This window comes from Paenibacillus sp. EB106-06-01-XG199 (assembly GCF_058791575.1).
The window spans coordinates 136,237-156,424 of record NZ_JBYTDQ010000007.1 but is presented as its reverse complement, the minus strand read 5'-3'; the positions used below and the strand labels follow the sequence as shown (position 1 = coordinate 156,424).

14 protein-coding genes and 1 pseudogene are annotated in these 20,188 nt (G+C 51.6%); 10 read left to right on the top strand and 5 right to left on the bottom strand.

What is annotated here, in order from left to right; all coding sequences use genetic code 11:
* Positions 1-108 precede the first annotated feature (108 nt).
* Both AC3WT9_RS24000 and AC3WT9_RS23995 read left to right on the top strand, forming a co-directional pair.
* A complete protein-coding gene (locus AC3WT9_RS24000; RefSeq protein WP_341089503.1) occupies positions 109-1,407 on the top strand; it encodes an aspartate aminotransferase family protein in 1,299 nt (432 codons plus the stop codon).
* Between the two features lie 18 nt (positions 1,408-1,425).
* Positions 1,426-2,310 carry a UbiA-like polyprenyltransferase gene (locus tag AC3WT9_RS23995; RefSeq protein WP_341089504.1) on the top strand — a complete coding sequence of 295 codons (885 nt, stop codon included), beginning with the start codon at positions 1,426-1,428 and terminating at the stop codon, positions 2,308-2,310.
* 631 nt (positions 2,311-2,941) lie between these two features.
* Here AC3WT9_RS23995 and AC3WT9_RS23990 read toward each other — a convergent pair.
* The 4 genes from AC3WT9_RS23990 to AC3WT9_RS23975 all read right to left on the bottom strand — a co-directional run bounded on the left by AC3WT9_RS23990 (position 2,942) and on the right by AC3WT9_RS23975 (position 7,469).
* Positions 2,942-3,922 carry a polyprenyl synthetase family protein gene (locus tag AC3WT9_RS23990; protein WP_341377163.1) on the bottom strand — a complete coding sequence of 327 codons (981 nt, stop codon included), beginning with the start codon at positions 3,920-3,922 and terminating at the stop codon, positions 2,942-2,944.
* Between the two features lie 17 nt (positions 3,923-3,939).
* Complete coding sequence (locus AC3WT9_RS23985) at positions 3,940-4,392, bottom strand: hypothetical protein (RefSeq protein WP_341377164.1); 453 nt, start codon at positions 4,390-4,392, stop codon at positions 3,940-3,942.
* 238 nt (positions 4,393-4,630) lie between these two features.
* Complete coding sequence (locus AC3WT9_RS23980) at positions 4,631-6,511, bottom strand: FAD-dependent oxidoreductase (protein WP_038585341.1); 1,881 nt, start codon at positions 6,509-6,511, stop codon at positions 4,631-4,633.
* A 49-nt stretch (positions 6,512-6,560) separates the two neighbouring features.
* The gene (locus tag AC3WT9_RS23975; protein ID WP_341089507.1) at positions 6,561-7,469 is read right to left on the bottom strand and encodes an FMN-binding protein; all 909 of its coding nucleotides are present in this window, start codon (positions 7,467-7,469) and stop codon (positions 6,561-6,563) included.
* A 446-nt stretch (positions 7,470-7,915) separates the two neighbouring features.
* Between AC3WT9_RS23975 and AC3WT9_RS23970 the strand changes: the two genes are divergently transcribed.
* The 5 genes from AC3WT9_RS23970 to AC3WT9_RS23950 all read left to right on the top strand — a co-directional run bounded on the left by AC3WT9_RS23970 (position 7,916) and on the right by AC3WT9_RS23950 (position 12,420).
* Complete coding sequence (locus AC3WT9_RS23970; RefSeq protein ID WP_038585347.1) at positions 7,916-8,119, top strand: CsbD family protein; 204 nt, start codon at positions 7,916-7,918, stop codon at positions 8,117-8,119.
* Positions 8,120-8,436: 317 nt separating this feature from the next.
* Positions 8,437-9,834, top strand: coding sequence for an ATP-binding protein (locus tag AC3WT9_RS23965; RefSeq protein ID WP_341377165.1), 1,398 nt, complete (start codon positions 8,437-8,439; stop codon positions 9,832-9,834).
* 119 nt (positions 9,835-9,953) lie between these two features.
* Positions 9,954-11,228: an MFS transporter gene (locus AC3WT9_RS23960; RefSeq protein WP_342480999.1), complete on the top strand. Its 1,275-nt coding sequence runs from the start codon at positions 9,954-9,956 to the stop codon at positions 11,226-11,228.
* A 46-nt stretch (positions 11,229-11,274) separates the two neighbouring features.
* The gene (locus AC3WT9_RS23955) at positions 11,275-11,937 is read left to right on the top strand and encodes an oxidoreductase (RefSeq protein WP_492407981.1); all 663 of its coding nucleotides are present in this window, start codon (positions 11,275-11,277) and stop codon (positions 11,935-11,937) included.
* A gap of 102 nt (positions 11,938-12,039) precedes the next feature.
* Complete coding sequence (locus tag AC3WT9_RS23950) at positions 12,040-12,420, top strand: RidA family protein (protein ID WP_341089512.1); 381 nt, start codon at positions 12,040-12,042, stop codon at positions 12,418-12,420.
* Between the two features lie 149 nt (positions 12,421-12,569).
* Here the strand turns inward: AC3WT9_RS23950 and AC3WT9_RS23945 are convergent.
* Positions 12,570-13,226 (bottom strand): annotated as a pseudogene (locus tag AC3WT9_RS23945) (TspO/MBR family protein); the annotation flags it as partial.
* Between the two features lie 177 nt (positions 13,227-13,403).
* Here AC3WT9_RS23945 and AC3WT9_RS23940 point away from each other — a divergent pair.
* From AC3WT9_RS23940 to AC3WT9_RS23930, 3 genes are all read left to right on the top strand, one after another.
* Positions 13,404-15,878, top strand: a complete 2,475-nt coding sequence (locus AC3WT9_RS23940; protein WP_341377167.1) for a glycoside hydrolase family 31 protein — start codon at positions 13,404-13,406, stop codon at positions 15,876-15,878.
* Between the two features lie 328 nt (positions 15,879-16,206).
* Complete coding sequence (locus AC3WT9_RS23935) at positions 16,207-19,293, top strand: DEAD/DEAH box helicase (protein ID WP_341089514.1); 3,087 nt, start codon at positions 16,207-16,209, stop codon at positions 19,291-19,293.
* Between the two features lie 33 nt (positions 19,294-19,326).
* A complete protein-coding gene (locus AC3WT9_RS23930) occupies positions 19,327-20,109 on the top strand; it encodes a hypothetical protein (protein ID WP_341089515.1) in 783 nt (260 codons plus the stop codon).
* The last annotated feature ends 79 nt before the right edge of the window (positions 20,110-20,188 follow it).

The following is a 20,188-nucleotide window of genomic DNA, read 5'->3' as shown; positions in this document are numbered from 1 at the left end:
AACAGTATATGCTAGAGTGATAAGTTATTTTTTTCACAAACTATTGCACTGATTTATTTTCCATATTAAGAGAGTTATAGATGAGCAGCAGAAGGGGAGGGACCATAGATGGAACAACAGCAATTCATTGGAAGAGATGGGGTAGCCGCTAAAAGAAAGCAGTATTTCTATCCCTGCACCGCACACTTTTACCGTGATGCGCCGCAATTGGTGCGCGGAAGCATGCAGTTTGTCTATGATGAGAACGGCAAGCAATATACGGACTTTTTCGCCGGGGTATCTGTCGTGGCCTGTGGGCACTGCAACCCGGCGATTACAGCCCGCACGATCGAGCAGCTTCAGCAGCTCCAGCACACATCCACGGTCTACCTTACACAGCCGGGTGTGGACTTGGCGGAACGGCTCGAACAGCTGCTGCCGGGCAGCTTGCGCCGGACCTTCTTCGTCAACAGCGGCTCAGAGGCCAATGAAGGGGCTTTGCTACTGGCCCGAATGCATACCAGACGCAAAGGATTCATTGCCCTGGAAAGCGGGCTGCACGGACGGACTAATCTTACGATGAGCGTCACTGGTCTCCAAATGTGGAGAACCGACAAGTATCTGGATGAGGATGTAACGTTCATTGCACGCCCGTATGATCCTGAACTTACGCTGGAAGAGGCCGGGGCGCGGTCGCTCCAGAACCTCGAACATGTGCTGCAGGAGAAAGGGGAACACATTGCTGCGATGATCGTCGAACCGATTCAGGGCAATGGCGGCATGATTATGCCGGTCTCCTGGTATTTCCGCGAAGTCAAGGCGCTGCTGGACCAATACGGTGTGCTGCTGATTGATGATGAGATTCAGACCGGCTACGGCCGCACCGGAGTCATGTTCGCCATGGAGCATTTCGGTGTGGTTCCCGACATCATCAGCATGGCCAAGGCGCTGGGCAACGGGGTTCCGGTGGCTGCCTTCGCGACTACGGATGAAATTGCCGCCTCGTTGAACCGGCCTTCAGCCTCCACCTTCGGAGGCAATCCTGTCTCAGCGGCTACGGCACTGGCCGTATTGGATTATATTGAGGGTGAACGGCTGGCGGAGCGGGCGGCAGAGCTTGGGGAGCTGCTGAAGCGCGGTCTGCAGCAGCTGCAGGAGTGTTATCCGGCACTGATCTCCGATGTGCGGGGTACCGGCTTGATGCTGGGGGCGGAGCTGGCAGGCAGCGACGCCATTCCTGCGGCAGAGCTGACGGACGATGTGCTGGAAGAGATGAAGGACCGTGGCTATTTGATCGGCAAAAACGGTGTGAACCGTAATGTTCTCGCCTTTCAACCGCCGCTGATCGTTACAGCGGAAGATATTGATGGTATGATAAAAGCACTAAATGAAGTGCTGCTTCAAGCCTCACAGCGGCACGGGAAATGAAGATGAAGGAAGAATGATATGGTTATATTGAATGCTTTCAAAACCACCGCGCTCAAGCTGAAAATGTTCAGCGAACTGGTTATGTTCTCGCATACGCTCTTTTCGCTGCCGTTTGCGATCATCTCGATGGTATGGGCTGCCGGGGGATGGCCCTCCGGCCATATGATGCTGTGGGGGCTTATTGCCTTAATCGGAGCACGCAACGGCGCGAACGCCTTTAACCGGCTGGTGGACCGCACCTTTGACAAACAGAACCCGCGCACGGCGCACCGCCATCTGCCGCAGCGGCTGCTTGAGGAGAAGGAAGTCATCCTGTTCATTGTCATCAACTATGCTCTGTTTATAGTCGCTGCCGGTATGCTGAACTTGCTTTGTCTGCTGCTGTCGCCAGTGGCTATTGTCCTGATCTCTACTTACTCCTACACGAAACGGTTTACCTTTCTCAGCCATCTGTACCTGGGCTTTGTCATTGCCTCGGCACCGATCGGTGCCTGGTTCGCCGTGACAGGAAATATCGCTTTTACGCCGTTTGTGATTGGTACAGTCGTGATGCTCTGGATTGCCGGCTTTGACATCATTTACGGCACTCAGGATATCGACTTTGACCGGCGGCACGGGTTGTGGTCGATTCCCAGCTTCTTCGGGCTCGAAAATGCACTGCGGATCTCCAAAGGCCTGCATTTCATTATGATCCTGCTGCTGCTGTTCCTCTATCTCTGGCGTGATCTGGGCTGGATGTATCTTGTGGGCATCGGTATTGCCACGCTGCTTCTGATGGCAGAGCATAAGATCATCAAGCCGTCGAACCGGAAGCTGATGAAGGTGGCTTCTTATAATTTGAATCAGGTGATCAGTATGGTGATATTGCTGTGTACGCTGATTGATTATTTTTACGTTAACTAGGTGGTGGGGCGGTTAGGAGCTGCACTACGCGGAATATTTGGACTTCCGATCGCTGTTAACCTCGGATTCCCTGATTGGAACCACTTATCGCGGTAGGAATCCGAGGTTAAAGGCGAACGCTGACGCTTCTCCAGTTCCAAAATTCCGCTCCGTTCCGTCCTAACCTTTCCGGCAGTTAACTTCAAAAAAGACAACATGCCTACCCAGCGGGGGGGTGGCAGAAGAGCGCGGAAAGCTTAGGCTGACGCGCTTTTTTTGCGTGGGCAAGAAGGATTCAAAGCAGACAGCTTTCCTTTACTCCTGTTTCGGACTAGGGAGACGCTATTCACCTGATCTTAGCTCATTTCCTTTGCACGCGGACTGGAGAGACCTTATTCCTGCAGAAAGCAGCAAGATGGGCTTCGAAAATGCAAAGTAACTGCACTACGGTCCGATAGAGCGCGGATATTGAGTTAATTCTCGAAATAACTTCGCTGGAGTCCGATAGTTAATCACAGCACCAAGAAGAATAGCATGACAGTTGAATACATACAAAAGAGAGCCCGCTGTGAGGCTCTCTTTTGTATGTGGACATAGTATTTAGGGAATTGGCTTGCTCTATTCAGCATCCATTGGATCTCTAAACCGGAGTTCAGCGGTCACGTCCCGCAAAATACTGCAGCAGCGTCTCCAGGTCGGCATTAGCCGGATAACCGGAAAGTTGCTGCACTATGGCTGAGGCTTGATCCAGGTAATTCTGGCTGACGTCCTCTGTGCGGGACAAGGCATCGCTGCGGTTGATCAGCTCCAGTACCTCGGCGACTTCCTTCCCGGATGAGCCGGGGCCGATCCTGCGGATGAGAGGGGCCAGCTCCGGGTCCTGCAGTGCAAAGAGGGTGGGCAGGGTTACCTGACCGTTGCGCAGGTCGCTTCCGGCCGGTTTACCAAGCACCTCGGCAGATTGGGTGAAGTCTAAGAGATCATCCTGGATCTGGAACGACATTCCGAGCGCTTCACCGAAGGCATAGAGAAGATTCGCCACTTCTTCAGTGCTTTCAGCGGACAGTGCGCCTACCCTGAGGCAGGTAGCCATCAGCAGCGCTGTTTTATTGCGCGATTTCTCCAGGTACTGCTCAAACGTCAGCTCATAATCGTAGGCATGCTCCATTTGCTGGTATTCACCCAGGCATAATTGAGCGGTGGCTACGGAGGATAGATCATGGACGTAGCGGTTTTTGTCACCTGTGTATTTGCTTAAGAGCTCAATGACGCGGGCGGACATATAGTTTCCGATATGCACAGCGGATAATACACCGGTTTTGGTATGAAGCGCTGCCCCGCCCCGCCGAAGCTCTGCATCGTCAATGATATCATCATGAATTAAAGAGGCCGCGTGAATAAACTCGGCAGCAGCGGATAATTGCAGCGCTCTGCGGCCTGGGGACTTGCGTCCGAACCGGCTGCCCACAATGACCATCAGCGGACGCAGGCGTTTCCCGCCTGAGCCGATCAGCTCAAGAATACTCTGGGCCAGCTGTGACTTTTTGGGCACATCCCGGTCACGGGCTACAAGATTTTCAATTTCGCGGTTAATTTCATTAATGTCTATATTCAAGGCTTCATGCAGCTTCATAGTAAGATTCCCACCTGTCAAATGGCTTTGCTTGTGCGGTTCTGCTGCCTTTGCTCTTGGAGAAGGAATTCTTCAATTCCCGCAGCCGGATTTTGATCCGTGAAGTCTCCATTTGCACGCCGTATCTGCATTTTTTTGATTGAGGGAGCCAAATATGCAACCAGATCCAGCTCGCGGCATTTCACCGCAAACTGAAGGTAGAAGCTGTATAAGTAGTCTCCATCCAAAATGTTGCGGGTCAGGTCGGGATGATGTGGGACACATTCCATATGGCGCCTTGCCGCCATGGTAAGAATCGTGTAAATACCTAGCAAATGGACTTTGCGGTTATATTCCAGATCATGGCGGTCCAGTACCGGGAGCAGCTGCTCACATTCTGCCGGAGAGAGATGCAATTGAATTCCGGCAATCGGTGACATTTCAGTCTGCAATAGCCGGAAGGTATCTTCAATGAGTTGTTTGTTCACCATATTCTCTCCTTCTTGTCGGTTTTGCCGGAAGAAACCATAGCCTTGATTATCCCTACAAAACCATTGTTTAAAACAAAGACAGGCGTTTGCTTGAATCATTGCCTGCTTGCTGGAAATACAAATTAGGACGTGAAAGATACTTTCACCTGTGTAAATAAGGAGAGTAATGTGTCCTAGGGACACATTACTCTTATGAACATCATATTCAACTGCAGCGGTATTTCATTCCTGCCTAACGTCAGTCGGTATACAGATACCATCGCCGGACGAGCGGTATCCTTTTCCACTGTTTTTTGAGCCAAGGAAGAACGTAGTAATCCAGACCGAAGATGCTGCCGGATCCGCCGATTGTGGCGATTGCCGCACCAACATACCAGAGCATTTCCGTCGACGCCATCTTCGTAGACCAGATCATGACGGCCATACCGATGGTAGCGATCGAAGCAATTGCTGTGAACAGACCTACGATAAGCATAATACCAAAGACGATTTCGGCACAAACCATACCGATTTGGAACCATTTAGCCAGGAACGTATAAGTTCCGTCATTGTTGTAGAACATTAGATCCATGAACCAGTTCGTAATATCATATACGAAGCCTGGAACCGGCAAAGCTTCAACCGCTTCTTTGGCTGTCGTAACTGCAGAAGCAGCTGACTGTGCATCTACTGTATCTTTTACAGCATCAACGGCAACGCTGGCCGATGATGCGGCATCTGTAGCGAATGGTGCTGCAGGGATCAAGAAAATCTTATCCGGATCTTCCCATATCTTCTTCATCTTGTCGATACCTTCATACAGCCACATGCCCCCGAGAAGCATGCGGAGCGGAACGAGCCAGAAGTTCGGCGAACGTTTGGAGAAGTGGCCGCCGAGGAAGCTCTTGCGGTTTTCCACATGGAAGAACTCATGCATCATATAAGTCCAGACTTTGTTGAAACCAACAACCTGGGACAGGTAGAACATATTGATAAAGTGTTTGGAGAGCATAGCCATAAAGCCGGTAAGCATAAACAGCTTGCCTGGGAGGCCGACGTTGGCCACACCGTAGCGGCTGCCTATGGAAACCATTGTACCGTGGAAACCTGGTTTGTAAGCCTTCTTGGCAGTTCCTTTGATGTCGGCGGTAATGTTGCCGGCAATGACTGGAGCTGCTTGTTCGGCGTTCTCAACCATTTGCGGTACAGGACGTGTTTCGCCTTCAGGGATGAAGAAGATGTTATCCCCTACAACGTATACGTTCTTGTGGTCTACACTTTCAAGGTTTTCATTCGTTACAATCCGCTTGCGTCCTTGTTGCTGAACTTCAAGGTTGCCAACGATTTCCGAGCCTTCAACACCTGCTGTCCAGACGATGGTCTGTGCATCCACGATGTTTTTCTCACCGAGAGCTACACTGCCTTTGCCTACCTCGGTGATCTTGGCGCCTGTAACGATTTCTACATTCATCTTGCGAAGGCGGGCTTCTGCTTTCTGTATCAGCTTATCCGGCAGGATAGGCAGGATCTTAGGAGCCATATCGGCTACAATCAGCCGCACTTCAGATGGGTCGATGTAGAACTCTTTGCACAATTCTTCGCGTTGTTCGGCCATTTCCCCAACCAGCTCGACACCCGTAAAGCCGGCGCCGATAATAACGAAGGTCAGCATGGAACGGCGTACAGCCGCATTTTTTTCTTGAGCCGCTTTGGTATACATGTCGCGGATTTGACGTTTGAGCGCAACCGCGTCGTCATAGGACCAGAAGGAGAAGGTATTCTCTTCAGCTCCCGGTATCCCGAAGAAAGTAGGTTTGCTGCCTGTGCCGATTACCAGGTAATCATAAGCATAGGTAGCTTTGTCGGATTTAAGCTTCTTGTTCTTGAAATCAATGTTGCTGATCTCATCAAGAACTACATCTACTTTAAGACCTGCAAAGATTTTCTTCAGATCAATCTTAATTGAATCCTCGGGCGCGCGGTTCGCTGAAACCTCATGCAGCTCAGTCAATAGAGTGTGATAGGGATTCCGGTCGATCAGTTTAATTTCTACATCTTTGTCGTTCTTAAATTTCTTTGCCAGTTTCTTAGCCGTGAGTACGCCGCCGTAGCCGCCGCCCAAAATGACTATTTTCTTCAAGAGAAACTCACCTCATTCGTCTGATTAGCTGCAAGAGGAGTGCGAATTATTATTTCGCGCCTTCGAGTGCTTTTTCTGCCAGTGTAAAGTATTCGCCTACGTGGATGGATACGCCGGAAATGGCATCTGTTTTACCTTCGGCATCCAAAGTAGGAGCAGCACCTTTGTTTTCAAGGAAATACTTTTCAGCCAATGCGATTTCTTCATGCCATTCAGCAGAAGCACCGCCGGCTTTCATGCCGTATTTGCCGTCTACAGAGAATTGTTTCTTATCGTCGCCAGCAGCATTCAAACCGCTGAATTTAACAGCAACAACATTTCCGTTTGCAACAGTCAGGTCAACTGTGGATTTCCAGCCGGATTCTTTATCCATTTCGCCTTCTGCATGATATCCGCCATCTTTGTAAGCACCAGCTTCGGCAGGACCGGCAGCAAGTGCAGCTTGAGCAGCAGCGACAAAGTCATTTACATGTACGGATACACCGGAGATTGCATCTGTATGTCCTTCAGCATCAACAGTGATTGCTGCAGGATCTTGTTTTTCGATCAGGTAAGCTTCGGCTTTAACTGCTTGTTCATGCCATTCGGATTGAGCGCCGCCCTTTTCAACCAAACCATATTTACCATCTTCAGAAACTTTTTTCTTCAGATCGCCTGCATTTTTAACGTTAAAAGCATTCCAATCCGCTTTGGTGATTTTTCCGCCTTCTACAGTCAACAGGGCGTAAGTTTGCCAGCCGGTTTCTGCATCAGCTTCAATAGTTCCGAAGTAAGTACCGTCCTTGTATTTTCCAGTCTCTGTTCCAGCAGTGTTGCTGCCGGAGTTGGTAGCTGGTGCAGTAGATTCTACAGGAGCATTAGTTGGTGCAGCGTTGTTAGCATCATTGTTGTTGCCACAACCTGCGAGCAGAGTACCGAGTACAAGAGCGCTCGACAAGATTACAGAAGCTTTTTTCATTTGATATGACCTCCAAAAATAGTTTAAAATATATATATTAAAATGTAAAACATTTTAATAGTCGTTGGAAGTGACAAAAATCACTTTATAAATGACATATGTCACGTGTACCCAAGGCTTTAGACCCTAATTGTAGCATTACCTTGACATATATCGGTCAGCATTATAAAAAAATTTAGACATCTTGTTTCTACTTCGATGGCATTTTAGCACAAGGGAAGGGAAAATCATGTGAAAATAATCACTTAATGAGCAAAAAATTAATTTACATCTGGATTATATCAATTTTAATAATATATTGATACCTATTTTAAAAGACTATTATGTGACAAAATACGACTTCATTCCGCAGACTGTCCAGATTCATATCCGGGGAGCACGGTTAAGTATTTACTAGACATGAGCTTCTAAATGATACCTAAATAAGGCTAAGGAGATGACATGTAATGGATAACAATGTGGTTAAAGGAAAATGGCTGCAGCTTAAAGGTGAAGCCAAAAAGCAATGGGGCAAGCTTACTGACGATGATCTTGACGTAATTGACGGAGAGAAGGATAAATTGGTCGGTAAATTGCAGGAACGTTACGGACATACCAAGGATGCCGCAGAGGCGGAATATAACAGCTGGGAGAAGTCGTTCCGCAGCTAGCAGACAATCAGGCCTCATGAAAGGGTAGTCCATATTCATGAAGAGGCGGTGTCTTATGGACAAATCCGGATGCAGAGATGTGGACACAAGCCCGAATATGACCTGGAAGAGCCTACTATAGAGCTGGAAGACAGGAGCGCAAATCGCATTTGATTTGCGCTCCTGTTCATTTGCGGTCTTCTTTAATTGTAAGAAACTAGCTTGTGCGCACTGTCCGGATATACAGTAATAGAGCTGTAGTTTCATGAATTCAATCCACCACTGTGATAGTATAGATAAGATGTTTGCTATTACGTAAATGATGTAGGAGTGAAGCTATGGAGTATTTGAAAATATTTTTTATGAACACAGCCCTTCTCATAACATTGGCTTATCTGGCGAATTTAATATACAAACACACAATTACATATGCTCCGGAACGGGTTAAAAAGGTTAGTTGGGTGCTGCTGGCTATCTTTGCCGGCTGGATCAGTTCCTTCTTCGGGTACAGACTGGAAGAGCACGTTATCTTTGATTTGCGTTTTGTGCCGCTCATTATTTCTACTCTGGCTTACCCGCATCCCTTCATCCTTATTATTATTGGTGTAGGAACCGGGCTCACGAGGTTAACCTTCGGCATTAATGAAGCAGCAGTGGTAGGAGTGCTGAATTTATCTATCCTGGGTTTCGTCTGCGCGGGCCTGGGCTTCTGGATACGGCGTACCACTACTTCCATGATGAACAAAGGGTTAGTCACTATTATCGTAGTTAACCTAATGAACGTAATCAATATCACCATTTTTGGAGTTATACCTGCCCGGGAATACATAACGGATATCATGCCGGTTACGTTGCCCGCCGGGCTGGGTCTAAGCATACTTTTCGCGCTAATTATCCGTGACTTCCAATTAGAGCTGATGCGTAACGGACAGGTTGTCAGAGCGAATGAGCTGCTCTCTGCCCAGACGGAGGAGCTGCATAAGAATAAGATCGTATTGGAGAAGAGAGCTGAGCAGCTGATGATGGCCTCCCAGTACAAGTCTGAGTTTCTGGCTAATATGTCGCATGAGCTTAGAACACCGCTGAACAGTATCATTAATCTTTCGCAATTAATAGAAGAAAATGAGGCATCGCTGACTCCGGAGGAAATGGCCGAATATGCCGGGATCGTTCACCGTTCGGGGGAGGATTTGCTGACGCTGATCAATGATATTCTGGACATGTCGAAGGTAGAGGCAGGCAAGCTTGATATTCTTAAGGAAGATTTGAATGTCAGTGAAATTCCTGAACTGCTGGCTATGCAGTTTAGTGTATCAGCCAGACAAAAGGGGCTGGAGTTCAACATCGCACTGCATGATGACGTGCCTCTGGTCATTCATTCAGACCCCCAGCGGGTGCAGCAGATTCTCCGTAACCTGCTCTCCAATGCCATTAAGTTCACAGTGTCAGGGCATGTCTCCTTAAACATCCGTACACTGGAGCGTAAGGAGGGGGCGCTCGAACGGCGCTGGATTGTTTTTGATGTGGAAGACAGCGGCATCGGAATAGCCGCGGAGAAGCATGATATCATCTTCGAAGCCTTTCAGCAGGCAGATCAGACCATTGGACGAAAATATGGCGGAACAGGGCTGGGACTGTCCATCAGCAATGATCTGGCCAGGCTGCTTGGCGGATTCATCACTTTACAGAGCCAGGAGGATAAGGGCAGTCAATTCTCCCTTTATTTGCCCTTGTAAGGCTCCGCGCTGCGGTGGATTTCTGCTCCAATTTAATTTGTGATTTTGGTGTATTGACAGGACGATGATGCGGAGTAGAATGAAGCAAACGCCGCATCTAAGGAGTGTTAATACCCCCCATGAACATCATGAGAAACAGGCTGCCCGGTATTCGCCCAAAGCGTATCCGCAAAGCCTCGGTACAACGCAAGAATCTGCAGATTGCTACATTCGAGGGGATACCGTCTACTATCTTCCAGGTGCTGCTGCAAGGTCAGTTTCTGACCGGCTTTCTATTATATTTAGGAGCCACTTCCAGCCAGATTGGTTTTGTGCTGGCGCTTACTACCCTGGTCAATGTTGCACAAATCGGTGTAGCCTTTCTGATTCAGAAGCTGCCAAGCCGCAAGTGGGCTATGGTAACTTTTATCGGCTTGCACAGACTGCTGTGGGGTTCAACGGGACTTGTACCGTTCATATTTCCTAAAGAGCATTGGGTTATTGCATTTATAGTGTTATATACAATCGCTTTCATTGCTAACACGGCGGGTGGTGTGCTGTGGAGCTCAGTCATCAGCGATCTCGTCCCTGCCCGTGTGAGAGGCCGGTATTTTGGCATCCGCAACACCTTCCTGAACGCTTTGGGGAGCCTTGTGATGTATGGCGGCGGGATTGTTCTTGACCGGTATCCCGGCGGGCATGGCTTCCTTATTTTATATATCGTGGTATGGATATTCTCTATTTCGAACATCATCGTGTTCTTCTTCTATCCGGATGTGCCTTTTGAGAAATCAGAGGAGAAGGACTTTCTGCCGATGTTCAGGAAACCGCTACATGATACGCTGTTTATGAAATCAACCTTATTTCTTTCCGCCTGGCTGCTGCTGCAGAACCTTACGGTTCCGCTTTATTCCTATGTGATGCTGCAGCTTCTCCATATCAATTATGAGACCTTGTCGCTGCTCAATGTGTCGCAGACCCTCTTTATGATGGCCAGCTTTTACGTGTGGGGCAATTTGAATGCAAAATACAGCAATAAGCGCCTGCTGCTCTGGACGCTGCCGATTATCGCGGCATCCTCGCTGCTGTGGGGAATGCTCTCCGTTCTCCCGATGCTCCCGGTTCTGTTTGCGGCCCATATCGTATTCGGCATGGGGGTAGGCGGCTTCAACCAGCTGGCCTTTAACTTCATTATCGGGGATACGCCGAAAAAGGAACGTCCAATGTATATGGCAATGTATGCGGCGCTTACAGGTCTGGCTGCTTTTTTCGGGCCGTTGATCGGGGGCAGAATTTACGAATGGATCGCAGAGTGGCCCCGCTGGACGCAGGTCTATGGCATGCAGCTCGTTGTCGGGGTGCTGATGATCGCCCTGGCGCTGCTGCTGGGACGCCGTATTCTCAGAGATGAATAGACTTATCATATATACATTTGCAGTGCCACAGCAAAGGAGGGATTACGTGACTAGAATAGCCGTAGTGCTGGGAGCGACCGGTTTGGTAGGCAAGGCAGTTACCGAGGAACTGCTAACCGGGGATTGGGATGAGGTCCGGGTGCTGGTCCGCCGTCCGCTGGAGCTGCAGCATCCCAAGCTGAAGCAAACCAGTATTGACTGGGAAAAGCTTGGGCAATATAAGGAACAATTCAGCGGAGCCTATGCTGTCTTCTGCTGCCTGGGCACCACGATTAAAAAAGCAGGCTCACAGGAGCAATTTGAACGTGTGGATTTGCAGTATCCGCTTGCGGCCGCTGCACTTGCCAAAGAATGCGGTGTGAGGCAGTTTCTGGCGGTTTCCTCCATGGGGGCCAGCGCCAAATCCCGCAATTTCTACAGCCGTACCAAGGGCCGGACGGAAGAGGGGTTAATCGCCGCCGGGTTTCATGGCCTGCACCTGTTCAGGCCCTCGCTGCTGCTGGGAGAACGTCAGGAATTCAGGCTGGGAGAACGTGCTGCTGCCGTGCTGATGAAGGCACTTGATTTTGCGATGGTCGGCAAAGCAGCGAAGTACCGGGCTATCCCCGGTGCCAAAGTGGCGAAAGCAATGGTGAATATTGCACTTGCCAACACAGGCGGCGTACATGTTTATCCCAATGATGTGATACATGTTATTGGTCGCCGCTAGAAGGGAAAGTTTGCATTAAACAGAGTGCAGCACGTACAATGGGACATAAATTCATATGTACATCATGACATTAATGTCGTGTACCCACAGGAGGAGCGTATCATGAGTAAAAAACAGGTTGCTACAACCAAAGCCCCAGGAGCCATCGGGCCATATAGTCAGGCGATTGTAGCCGGAAACTGGGTATATACTTCAGGACAGCTGGGTCTGAATCCGGAAACAGGAGAACTTGCGGAAAGTGTACAGGAGCAGGCACGCCAGTCGCTAAGCAACGTTCAGGCCATTCTGGAAGAGGCCGGCGCAACGCTGGATCATGTTGTGAAGACGACCGTGTATCTCAAGGATATGAATGACTTTGCAGCTGTGAATGAAGTGTACAGCAGTTTCTTTACAGAACCTTATCCTGCCCGCAGTGCGGTTGAAGTTGCCCGACTGCCGAAGGATGGTCTTGTGGAGATTGAAGCGGTAGCGCGCAAGAAATAATGGGCCTTATAGTTGTTAATTACGATAGCTAACTGAACGAAATCAAATGAATTTAACAACCCGTTGCCGGTACGAGCAGGCAACGGGTTTTTTTTTGACCAGTGAATGGGCTGTAAACAGTCTGTTGTTGAAACTCCGGGAACCACACGTCAATATCTGCTCCGGCGGCGCAAAGTAAACGTCAGCCAAATGCTGTAGAGCAGCAGGAGTCCTGCCGCCGCTGAAGCGGTCACGAATACATTTCCGGTGTCTCTGTGCTCAAGGGCAATCGCGATAAACGCCCAGACGAAGACCAGTGGATAAATGCTGTCCCGGTGAGGGAAACTGACCATTACAGCAAGCAGTACGCCTACGCAGAGCATGATAACTGCCCAGGCGGGAGCACTGAGTCCGAATCCGTCCCAGTTGTTCTTCTCCAGCACGACACTGACATTTACAATTGTGGCAACCGAGATCCAGCCGAGATAAATACTGAAGGGCAGCTTGATCAGCCATTTTTCCCCTGCAGCCGGATCGGTGACGCTGCGGGTTTTACGATAGATGACGATTAGTGTAATCAGCATGAGCACCATGACAACCAGCGACAGCTCGATGTAAAGATAATGCCAGAGGAACAGCCAGCCCATATTAAAGACGCAGCTCAGCACAAACCAAATGCCCAAAGAGTTAACCGAATCCCGTGACCCGGTGCTCCCGCGGAATTGATATACGATAAAACCGGCGAGCAGGAGATAGATCAGCGACCAGATGGAAAAAGCATAACCGGCCGGTGTGAAATAGGTAGGATACTTAAGTAAATTGTATAACGGTGAAGTCTGAGTCTACATAGAATATACCCGCTTTATCAGCGGTTAAGACTATATTACCCAAAAAAATGACCTGCAGGTCATAAAGCTGCGGATAGCCGTCCGCACAAGCGGGGTAATAGAAGTAGAATAGGAAATTCTAACAAGGCGGCAACAGCCGGAGGGGGATAAGAGGCGATGGAGAGCAGCGAAGCAATACGTCCCGAAAAAATGGGTCCACTTGTTATGAAGGAAACCTGGAATACCCCTGGGAGCATTGAATCCTGGGAACGTTCAGAGAATATTTATATCGTCCGCGGGGAGCGCGGCGGGATTGTATTTGTCTTTTTGAATGATGAAATGTTCCGGATGAAGGTGTTTCGCAGCAGCGTTCCGGATCTGACAACATCTGCGGCAGTGCTGGCGGAGAGCTGTGTGCCGCATTTGTTCCCGGTGGAGGAGACAGAGGATGCACTGATCTTCACTACCAGCGCGATTCGGCTGATCCTTGAGAAAACCTCTTTTCTTCTCCGTGTGGAAAATATTGAGGGCAAGGTCATCATGCAGCAGAACCTGACAAGCTGGAATCCGCGCGGGGCCAGTCATGCCGAGTATGATATGCAGCCGGATTCGCATTTTTACGGGCTGGGGGAGAAATCCAGCTTTCTAGACAAACGCGGGGAGCGTTATACGAACTGGAACACCGATGTATTTGCGCCACATTTGCCGGAGATAGAAGCCCTGTATGAGTCCATTCCACTGATTATTCATATGCATGGCGACCTCTCCTACGGATTATTTCTCGACAATACGGGCCGGAGCGATTTTGATATGCGGTCCCATGGGGTTGCTTTTACGATCGGCTGCTCCACTGGAGCTTATGATATCTACTTTATCAATGGTCCCGAAATGAAGGATGTTGTAACAAGATACACTTCGCTGTCCGGACGGATTGCGCTTCCGCCTAAATGGGCGATCGGCTATCACCAGTCGCGTTATAGCTATATGAACCAGCAGGAGGTGCTGCAGCTCGCCCGGACCTTCCGTGAGAAGAAGATTCCCTGCGACGTCATTTATCTGGATATTCATTATATGGATGAATACCGTGTCTTCACCTTTGATCCTGTTAACTTTCCCGAGCCGGAAAAGATGATATCGGAGCTGAAGGAGCTCGGTGTGCGGATCGTACCGATTGTTGATCCCGGCGTCAAGAAAGACCCCAATTACGAGGTGTACAAGCAGGGGGTTCTCGAAAAGCATTTCTGCCGCAGGCTGGAAGGCGATATATTCTTCGGCGAGGTGTGGCCGGGCATCAGTGCCTTCCCTGATTTCAGCGACAGCCGGACGGCTGAATGGTGGGGCGATCTGCATAAATACTATACCGACCTCGGCATTGACGGAATCTGGAATGATATGAACGAGCCGGCGGTGTTTAATGAGAGCAAAACGATGGATCTGGATGTGATGCATTTCAACAACGGGCATCCGATCACACATGAGGAATACCATAACCTGTATGGGATGATGATGTCCAAGGCAACCTATGAAGGCTTGGCGGAGCATATGGGGGGAGAGCGCCCCTTTGTGCTGACCCGGGCCGGTTATGCCGGGATACAGCGTTACGCCGCGGTATGGACGGGGGATAACCGCAGCTTCTGGGAGCATATGGCGATGGCGATACCTATGGTGCTCAATATGGGACTCTCGGGGCTGGCCTTCTCCGGGCCGGATATCGGCGGCTTCGCCCACCATACCTCCGCACAGCTTCTGGTGCGCTGGACACAGATGGGTGTTTTCTTCCCCTATTGCCGCAACCATTCCTCCATCGGTACCCTGCGCCAGGAGCCATGGTCGTTCGGTGAGGAGGTCGAAGGGATTCTCCGCGAATTCATCGGCCTGCGCTACCGCTGGATGCCTCATATCTACAACCTTTTTCATGAGGCGGAAACCTGTGGGCTTCCTGTGATCCGGCCGCTGATTCTGGAGTATCCGCGCGACCCCTATGTGACCAACCTGTGCGATCAATTTTTGCTCGGGGAAAATGTGCTGATCGCCCCTGTCTACCGCCCGGATACGGAGCATCGCTCGGTGTATCTGCCTGAAGGGTGCTGGCTGGATTATTGGGATGGTGAAGTTCATGAGGGCGGACGCCATATCCTCGCCGATGCACCGCTAAACATTATGCCGATGTATGTGAAGGCCGGAAGTTTTGTCGCCGAAGGTCCGCTCAAACAATACGCACTCGAAGAAACAGAGGAAACGGTAGTGTTTCACCTGTACGGTGCGGAAGCCAAGGAAGGATTCTCGGCTGCCTTTACCCTGTATGAAGATGACGGGCACAGCTTCGGGTACAGAGGAGGGCAATATTCGCAAATCAACGTGCAGGCCGCCGGAGGAGCAGGGATATTGCGGATAGGCTGGTCTTATGAAGTCCGTGAATTTACGCCCCGCAGGGAGATGCTGCGCTTCGCGCTCTGTTATCCGTTTTTCTTCACCCGATCGGTGGAAGGACTCTCCGAAATCAGTCTGGAGCAGCTTAAGGAAGGACGGCGGGGCTGGGCACGCAATGGCAAGAGCGGTGCGGTAATTATTCAAGTGGACGATGACCCGGAAGGCGGGGAGCTGCGGATGGAGGTAGCGGAGCAGAAAACGGAACACTTTAGAACCCTTTGATACGACTTGAACCCGCCTGCTGGCGGGTTTTTTTCAATTACGGACGGTGCCGGAATATAAAATCTGCAGAAAATATACAGAAACGTTTTTAAATCAGGACTTTTTCGTATAAGATGAAGGGATGAAGAAAAAAACTTCTGGAATAATGGGGATTATGTTTCTCGTTAGGGTTCACATCTGTTGATTCAGCTTAAAAATATATTTCTCGCGGAGAAGGATTCAGCCTTCTGCAAGGTTAGAAACGGATTCCGTCCTTTAGGGCGAAGCCGTTTCTTCTGGCGGAACCGGCTGACGCTTTCTGTTTGCATAAAAAGACAGGAGATCACCAATGATTAAGCATCTGTATGCAATATGGTTAGGGGACGTATTATTCTGCTTCTCTGGCGAAACTTCAGAGCCGAAAGTTGACGCATGGACACGTGTGGTCAAACGGCTGGAGCTTCGGGGAGGAGGACGTCCTTTTGCGGGTGCTGCGCTGCGGCTGGCGGAAGTGAAGTATCCGGCTGCTGCCTCTGCGGAAGGGAGGACATCGCGGCGACTGCCTGGACGCACGCTGGAAGGGCTTGCCCTGGCCCCGAAGGACGCCTTTGAGCTGCTGCTGGCCTGGGACGAGGAAATGTGCCGTGCACAGGGAGTGGAGCCTGGCGGAGAACTGCGCTATTGGGCGGCTGCGGCCCGTTTTGCCCTTGAACTGATGGGCACAGGCGGGATTGTGCCCGGTGCAATGCCGCCAAGGCCTATAGGCTCGCGCCGCCGCGGGGGAGAACAAGCCGCTGCGGCCTGCTGGTCTCCGGCCTTTCGGCAGGAGTCAGACAAGGATTTCTTTCTGCAGATGGCAGCTTCCATGCCGGTGCTGGCACTGGGAACCCATGTTGCGGAGGAGGGGGACTTGTCGTCGCGTGAAGAAGCGGGAGCTTATGTGCTGTATTCTTTTCTGCAGGCTGTAATGACCGCCGAGATCAAAAAGGTTATTGCGGGAATGGAAAGCGAGCTGGGGCCATTCAAAGCGAATTATCGCCGTGGTTATTCACCGCTGACCGAGCTGTGGTGGAACAGCCTGCTCACCGGCAGCCGTGATATCCCGGTGCAGGGGACTCCGGCCGAGGTGGCGGACCTCCTTGCTGCTGTAAACGGTACGGCTGAGAATGAGATTCCGAACTCCGGGGCGGAGGAGGTCCACAGCGGCCAGCTTAGTCTGGGTCTGCGCCTGGAGCCGCCTGCGAACGAAGGCGATGCCTGGAATTTAACCTTCTGGGCGGAGAACCGGGAGGAAGGAGAATTCTGGATTCCTGCGGCGGCGATCTGGAGCAGCAGGGAACGGGAGTTCACTTTATGGGGCAAGCGCTACCGCAATATTCAGCAGCAGCTGCTGGCTGCACTCGGCCGGGCCGCGAAAATATCACCGGATATTGAGCGTGCGCTAGCCGGACCGGCTCCGGATGGAGTTCAACTGGAGCCGGACCGCGTCTATTTCTTTCTGAAGGAGAGCGTGCAGCAGCTGCGGGAGCGGGGAATTACAGTGCAGATGCCATCCCGCTGGAGCCGTGAAGGCCGGCGGCGGATCGGAATGAAGATGAAGATGCAGCCGCCCGGCGGCAGCATAGATGGTTCAACCCAGCCTTCCCTTGGCATGGAAGAGCTGATTTCCTTCCGCATTGAGGCCTCGCTGGGCGATAATACGATCAGCGAGGAAGAGCTGAATGCGCTGGTGGAGGCCGGAGTGCCTTTTGTACGCTTCCGGGGAGAATGGATTGAAGTCGATCCGAAGGAGATCCGCCAGGTTCTGAGATATATGAAGCGCAACGAAAGCGGAGAAATGTCGGCGGCGGACTGGATGCGTCTGGAGGCCGAGGATGGTGACGAGCGGCTCTGGAAGGGAATGTCGGTGACCGGCATGGAAACCTCCGGCATGCTCGCTTCGCTCATGCATGGCGATGTTCTGCGGGGCCTTCCGCTGCGTTCTGTGCCACAGGGTCTTCATGGAACGCTTAGACCTTATCAGGAGCGCGGCTTTCAATGGCTGGCTGCGCTTAGCGGTCTCGGCTTTGGTGTGTGCCTTGCCGATGACATGGGCCTCGGGAAGACGGTGCAGGTCATCACCTGTCTGCTAGACCGTGCCCTGACTGCTCCGCCGGAGGAGAAGCGTGAGCCGGTGCTGATTCTCTGCCCGACCTCGCTGCTTGGCAACTGGCAGCGGGAGCTGCAGCGTTTCGCACCATCTCTGAGTGTGCATATTCACCACGGGGGAAGACGGGTTCGCGGGGAAGGCTTCATCGACTTGGCCACCAGCCATGAAATCGTGCTGACCACTTATCATCTCGCAGGCCGGGACAGCGAGGATCTCGCTGGAGTCCGTTGGTCGACCGTTGTGCTGGATGAAGCGCAGTATATCAAGAATCACCGCACCAAGCAGGCACAGAGTGTGATGAAGCTGTCAGCACCGCATCGAATTGCGATGACAGGCACACCAGTAGAGAACCGGCTTGGCGAGCTGTGGTCCATTTTTCACTTTTTGAATCCGGGGTATCTGGGGACTTATCATTCGTTCCGCCAGCGGTATGTATCCGGTGAAGGCGGAGAGCGGCTGCGGGAGCTGCACCGCCTCGTCTCGCCTTTCCTGCTGCGGCGGCTCAAGAGTGATCCGGACATTTCCAAGGATCTGCCGGAGAAGCTGGAGCTGAAGTCTTATTGTCCGCTTACAGAAACGCAGGCGGCGCTGTATCAGGGTGTAGTGGATGAAATGCTCGGTGTCATCGGGGAACGCTCCGGCATGGCCCGCCGGGGGCTGGTATTGTCTTCATTGACCAAGCTGAAGCAAATATGCGACCATCCACAGCTGTACCGCAAGGAGGAGGGCCGGACCCAACGCAGTGAGCATTCCGGCAAAATGGATGTGATGTTCGAGGTGCTGGACAGCATTGCCGAACTTGGGGAATCCGCACTTATTTTCACCCAATATGTGGCGATGGGCGAGCTGCTGGTCAGCAGGCTGGCGAAACGTTACGGCTCGCCGCCGCTGTTCCTGCATGGCGGCATCCCCAAACGGGAACGCGATGAGATGGTGCATGCCTTTCAGGAGGGGGAAGGGCCGGCGTTTTTCGTACTATCACTCAAAGCCGGCGGTGTGGGTCTGAACCTCACACGGGCCAACCATGTCATACATTATGACCGCTGGTGGAATCCGGCGGTGGAGAATCAGGCGACCGACCGGGCGTTCCGGATCGGCCAGCATAAGAATGTGCAGGTTCATAAGCTGATCTGCCAGGGAACACTGGAAGAACGGATTGATGAACTGATCGAGCGTAAAAAAAGCCTGTCGGAGCAGGTTGTCGGTTCCGGAGAAAACTGGTTGACAGAGATGTCCAATCATGAGCTCAAGGAGCTTATCGAGCTTCAGGGGCAGGACTGGATGTAGTGGAATAAGCTTGGCATAAAGGAGGAATGGGCAATGAGTGAACTGCTGGAACTGCGGCTGGAAATTGAGCCCGGGGTGGTTAAGGCGACGGGAACACAGCTCTCGGCCAAAGCGCCGGGGGTGAAAACCAAGCGAAACGCCGCTGCTGCTGTTGCCCAAGGGCAAGCGCCAACGACGGTTCTCTCTTTGGAAATTCCGCGCTGGTCTGATGAAGTGAAACAGGAAGTGCTGGTCCGGCTCGCGGAGCACCCGGGTGAGCTGTATAACCTGCTGCAAGGCAACCTGAGTGGAGGCCTGGCGGCGATGAAGCTTCTGCCCGGCGATGAAGAACTGGCGTTGGCCGGACAGAAGCTTTCAGGGCCGGAACAGATGGCCCTGCTGGGATTGGTCAAAAAGCAGCTGGAAGAGGAACCGCTGCTGGCGTTTGAACTGCGCGGTTTGGACAAAGAGACGCTGCTGGCCGGAGTTTTTGCCCTTTGGGCGGAAGAGGAAGCGGAGGACAGCGAGGATGCCGGCCCGTCCCCGTCCGGCCTGCTTGCAGCCGAACTGGCCCGGCTGGAGCGGAAAGGGCCGGCTGTCCCGACGGGAGAATGGCTGGCCGAAGCGGCTGCTGAAGGCTCGCTCCACCAGCCGGGTCCCATGTTTCATGAAATCGCAGCCCGGCCGTTTCCGGCTTCACCGGTGGTTGCGAAGCCGACCGAAAACTGGGGTGCCCTGCTCGACAAGACACCCCGTGCCGGTGAGGGGCTTGTGCTCATCATGCAGCGCGTTGCAGAAGCCGCAGCCCGCAGGGCGGCAGGGCTGGGTAAGCTGTAAGGCTGCTCTAGTTGCTCTTAATTAACAATATTTTCACTGCGGAATGAACTGATCGTAACCTAATGTTCCTGCTGGGGTC

What these genes read in the sequence shown, in the direction of transcription:
- AC3WT9_RS23965 (WP_341377165.1), top strand. Translation starts at nt 8,437, where the DNA reads ATGGAGTATTTGAAAATATTTTTTATGAACACAGCCCTTCTCATAACA.
- AC3WT9_RS24000 (WP_341089503.1), top strand. Translation starts at nt 109, where the DNA reads ATGGAACAACAGCAATTCATTGGAAGAGATGGGGTAGCCGCTAAAAGA.
- AC3WT9_RS23950 (WP_341089512.1), top strand. Translation starts at nt 12,040, where the DNA reads ATGAGTAAAAAACAGGTTGCTACAACCAAAGCCCCAGGAGCCATCGGG.
- AC3WT9_RS23995 (WP_341089504.1), top strand. Translation starts at nt 1,426, where the DNA reads ATGGTTATATTGAATGCTTTCAAAACCACCGCGCTCAAGCTGAAAATG.
- AC3WT9_RS23975 (WP_341089507.1), bottom strand. Translation starts at nt 7,469, where the DNA reads ATGAAAAAAGCTTCTGTAATCTTGTCGAGCGCTCTTGTACTCGGTACT.
- AC3WT9_RS23935 (WP_341089514.1), top strand. Translation starts at nt 16,207, where the DNA reads ATGATTAAGCATCTGTATGCAATATGGTTAGGGGACGTATTATTCTGC.
- AC3WT9_RS23940 (WP_341377167.1), top strand. Translation starts at nt 13,404, where the DNA reads ATGGAGAGCAGCGAAGCAATACGTCCCGAAAAAATGGGTCCACTTGTT.
- AC3WT9_RS23990 (WP_341377163.1), bottom strand. Translation starts at nt 3,922, where the DNA reads ATGAAGCTGCATGAAGCCTTGAATATAGACATTAATGAAATTAACCGC.
- AC3WT9_RS23985 (WP_341377164.1), bottom strand. Translation starts at nt 4,392, where the DNA reads ATGGTGAACAAACAACTCATTGAAGATACCTTCCGGCTATTGCAGACT.
- AC3WT9_RS23930 (WP_341089515.1), top strand. Translation starts at nt 19,327, where the DNA reads ATGAGTGAACTGCTGGAACTGCGGCTGGAAATTGAGCCCGGGGTGGTT.
- AC3WT9_RS23960 (WP_342480999.1), top strand. Translation starts at nt 9,954, where the DNA reads ATGAACATCATGAGAAACAGGCTGCCCGGTATTCGCCCAAAGCGTATC.
- AC3WT9_RS23970 (WP_038585347.1), top strand. Translation starts at nt 7,916, where the DNA reads ATGGATAACAATGTGGTTAAAGGAAAATGGCTGCAGCTTAAAGGTGAA.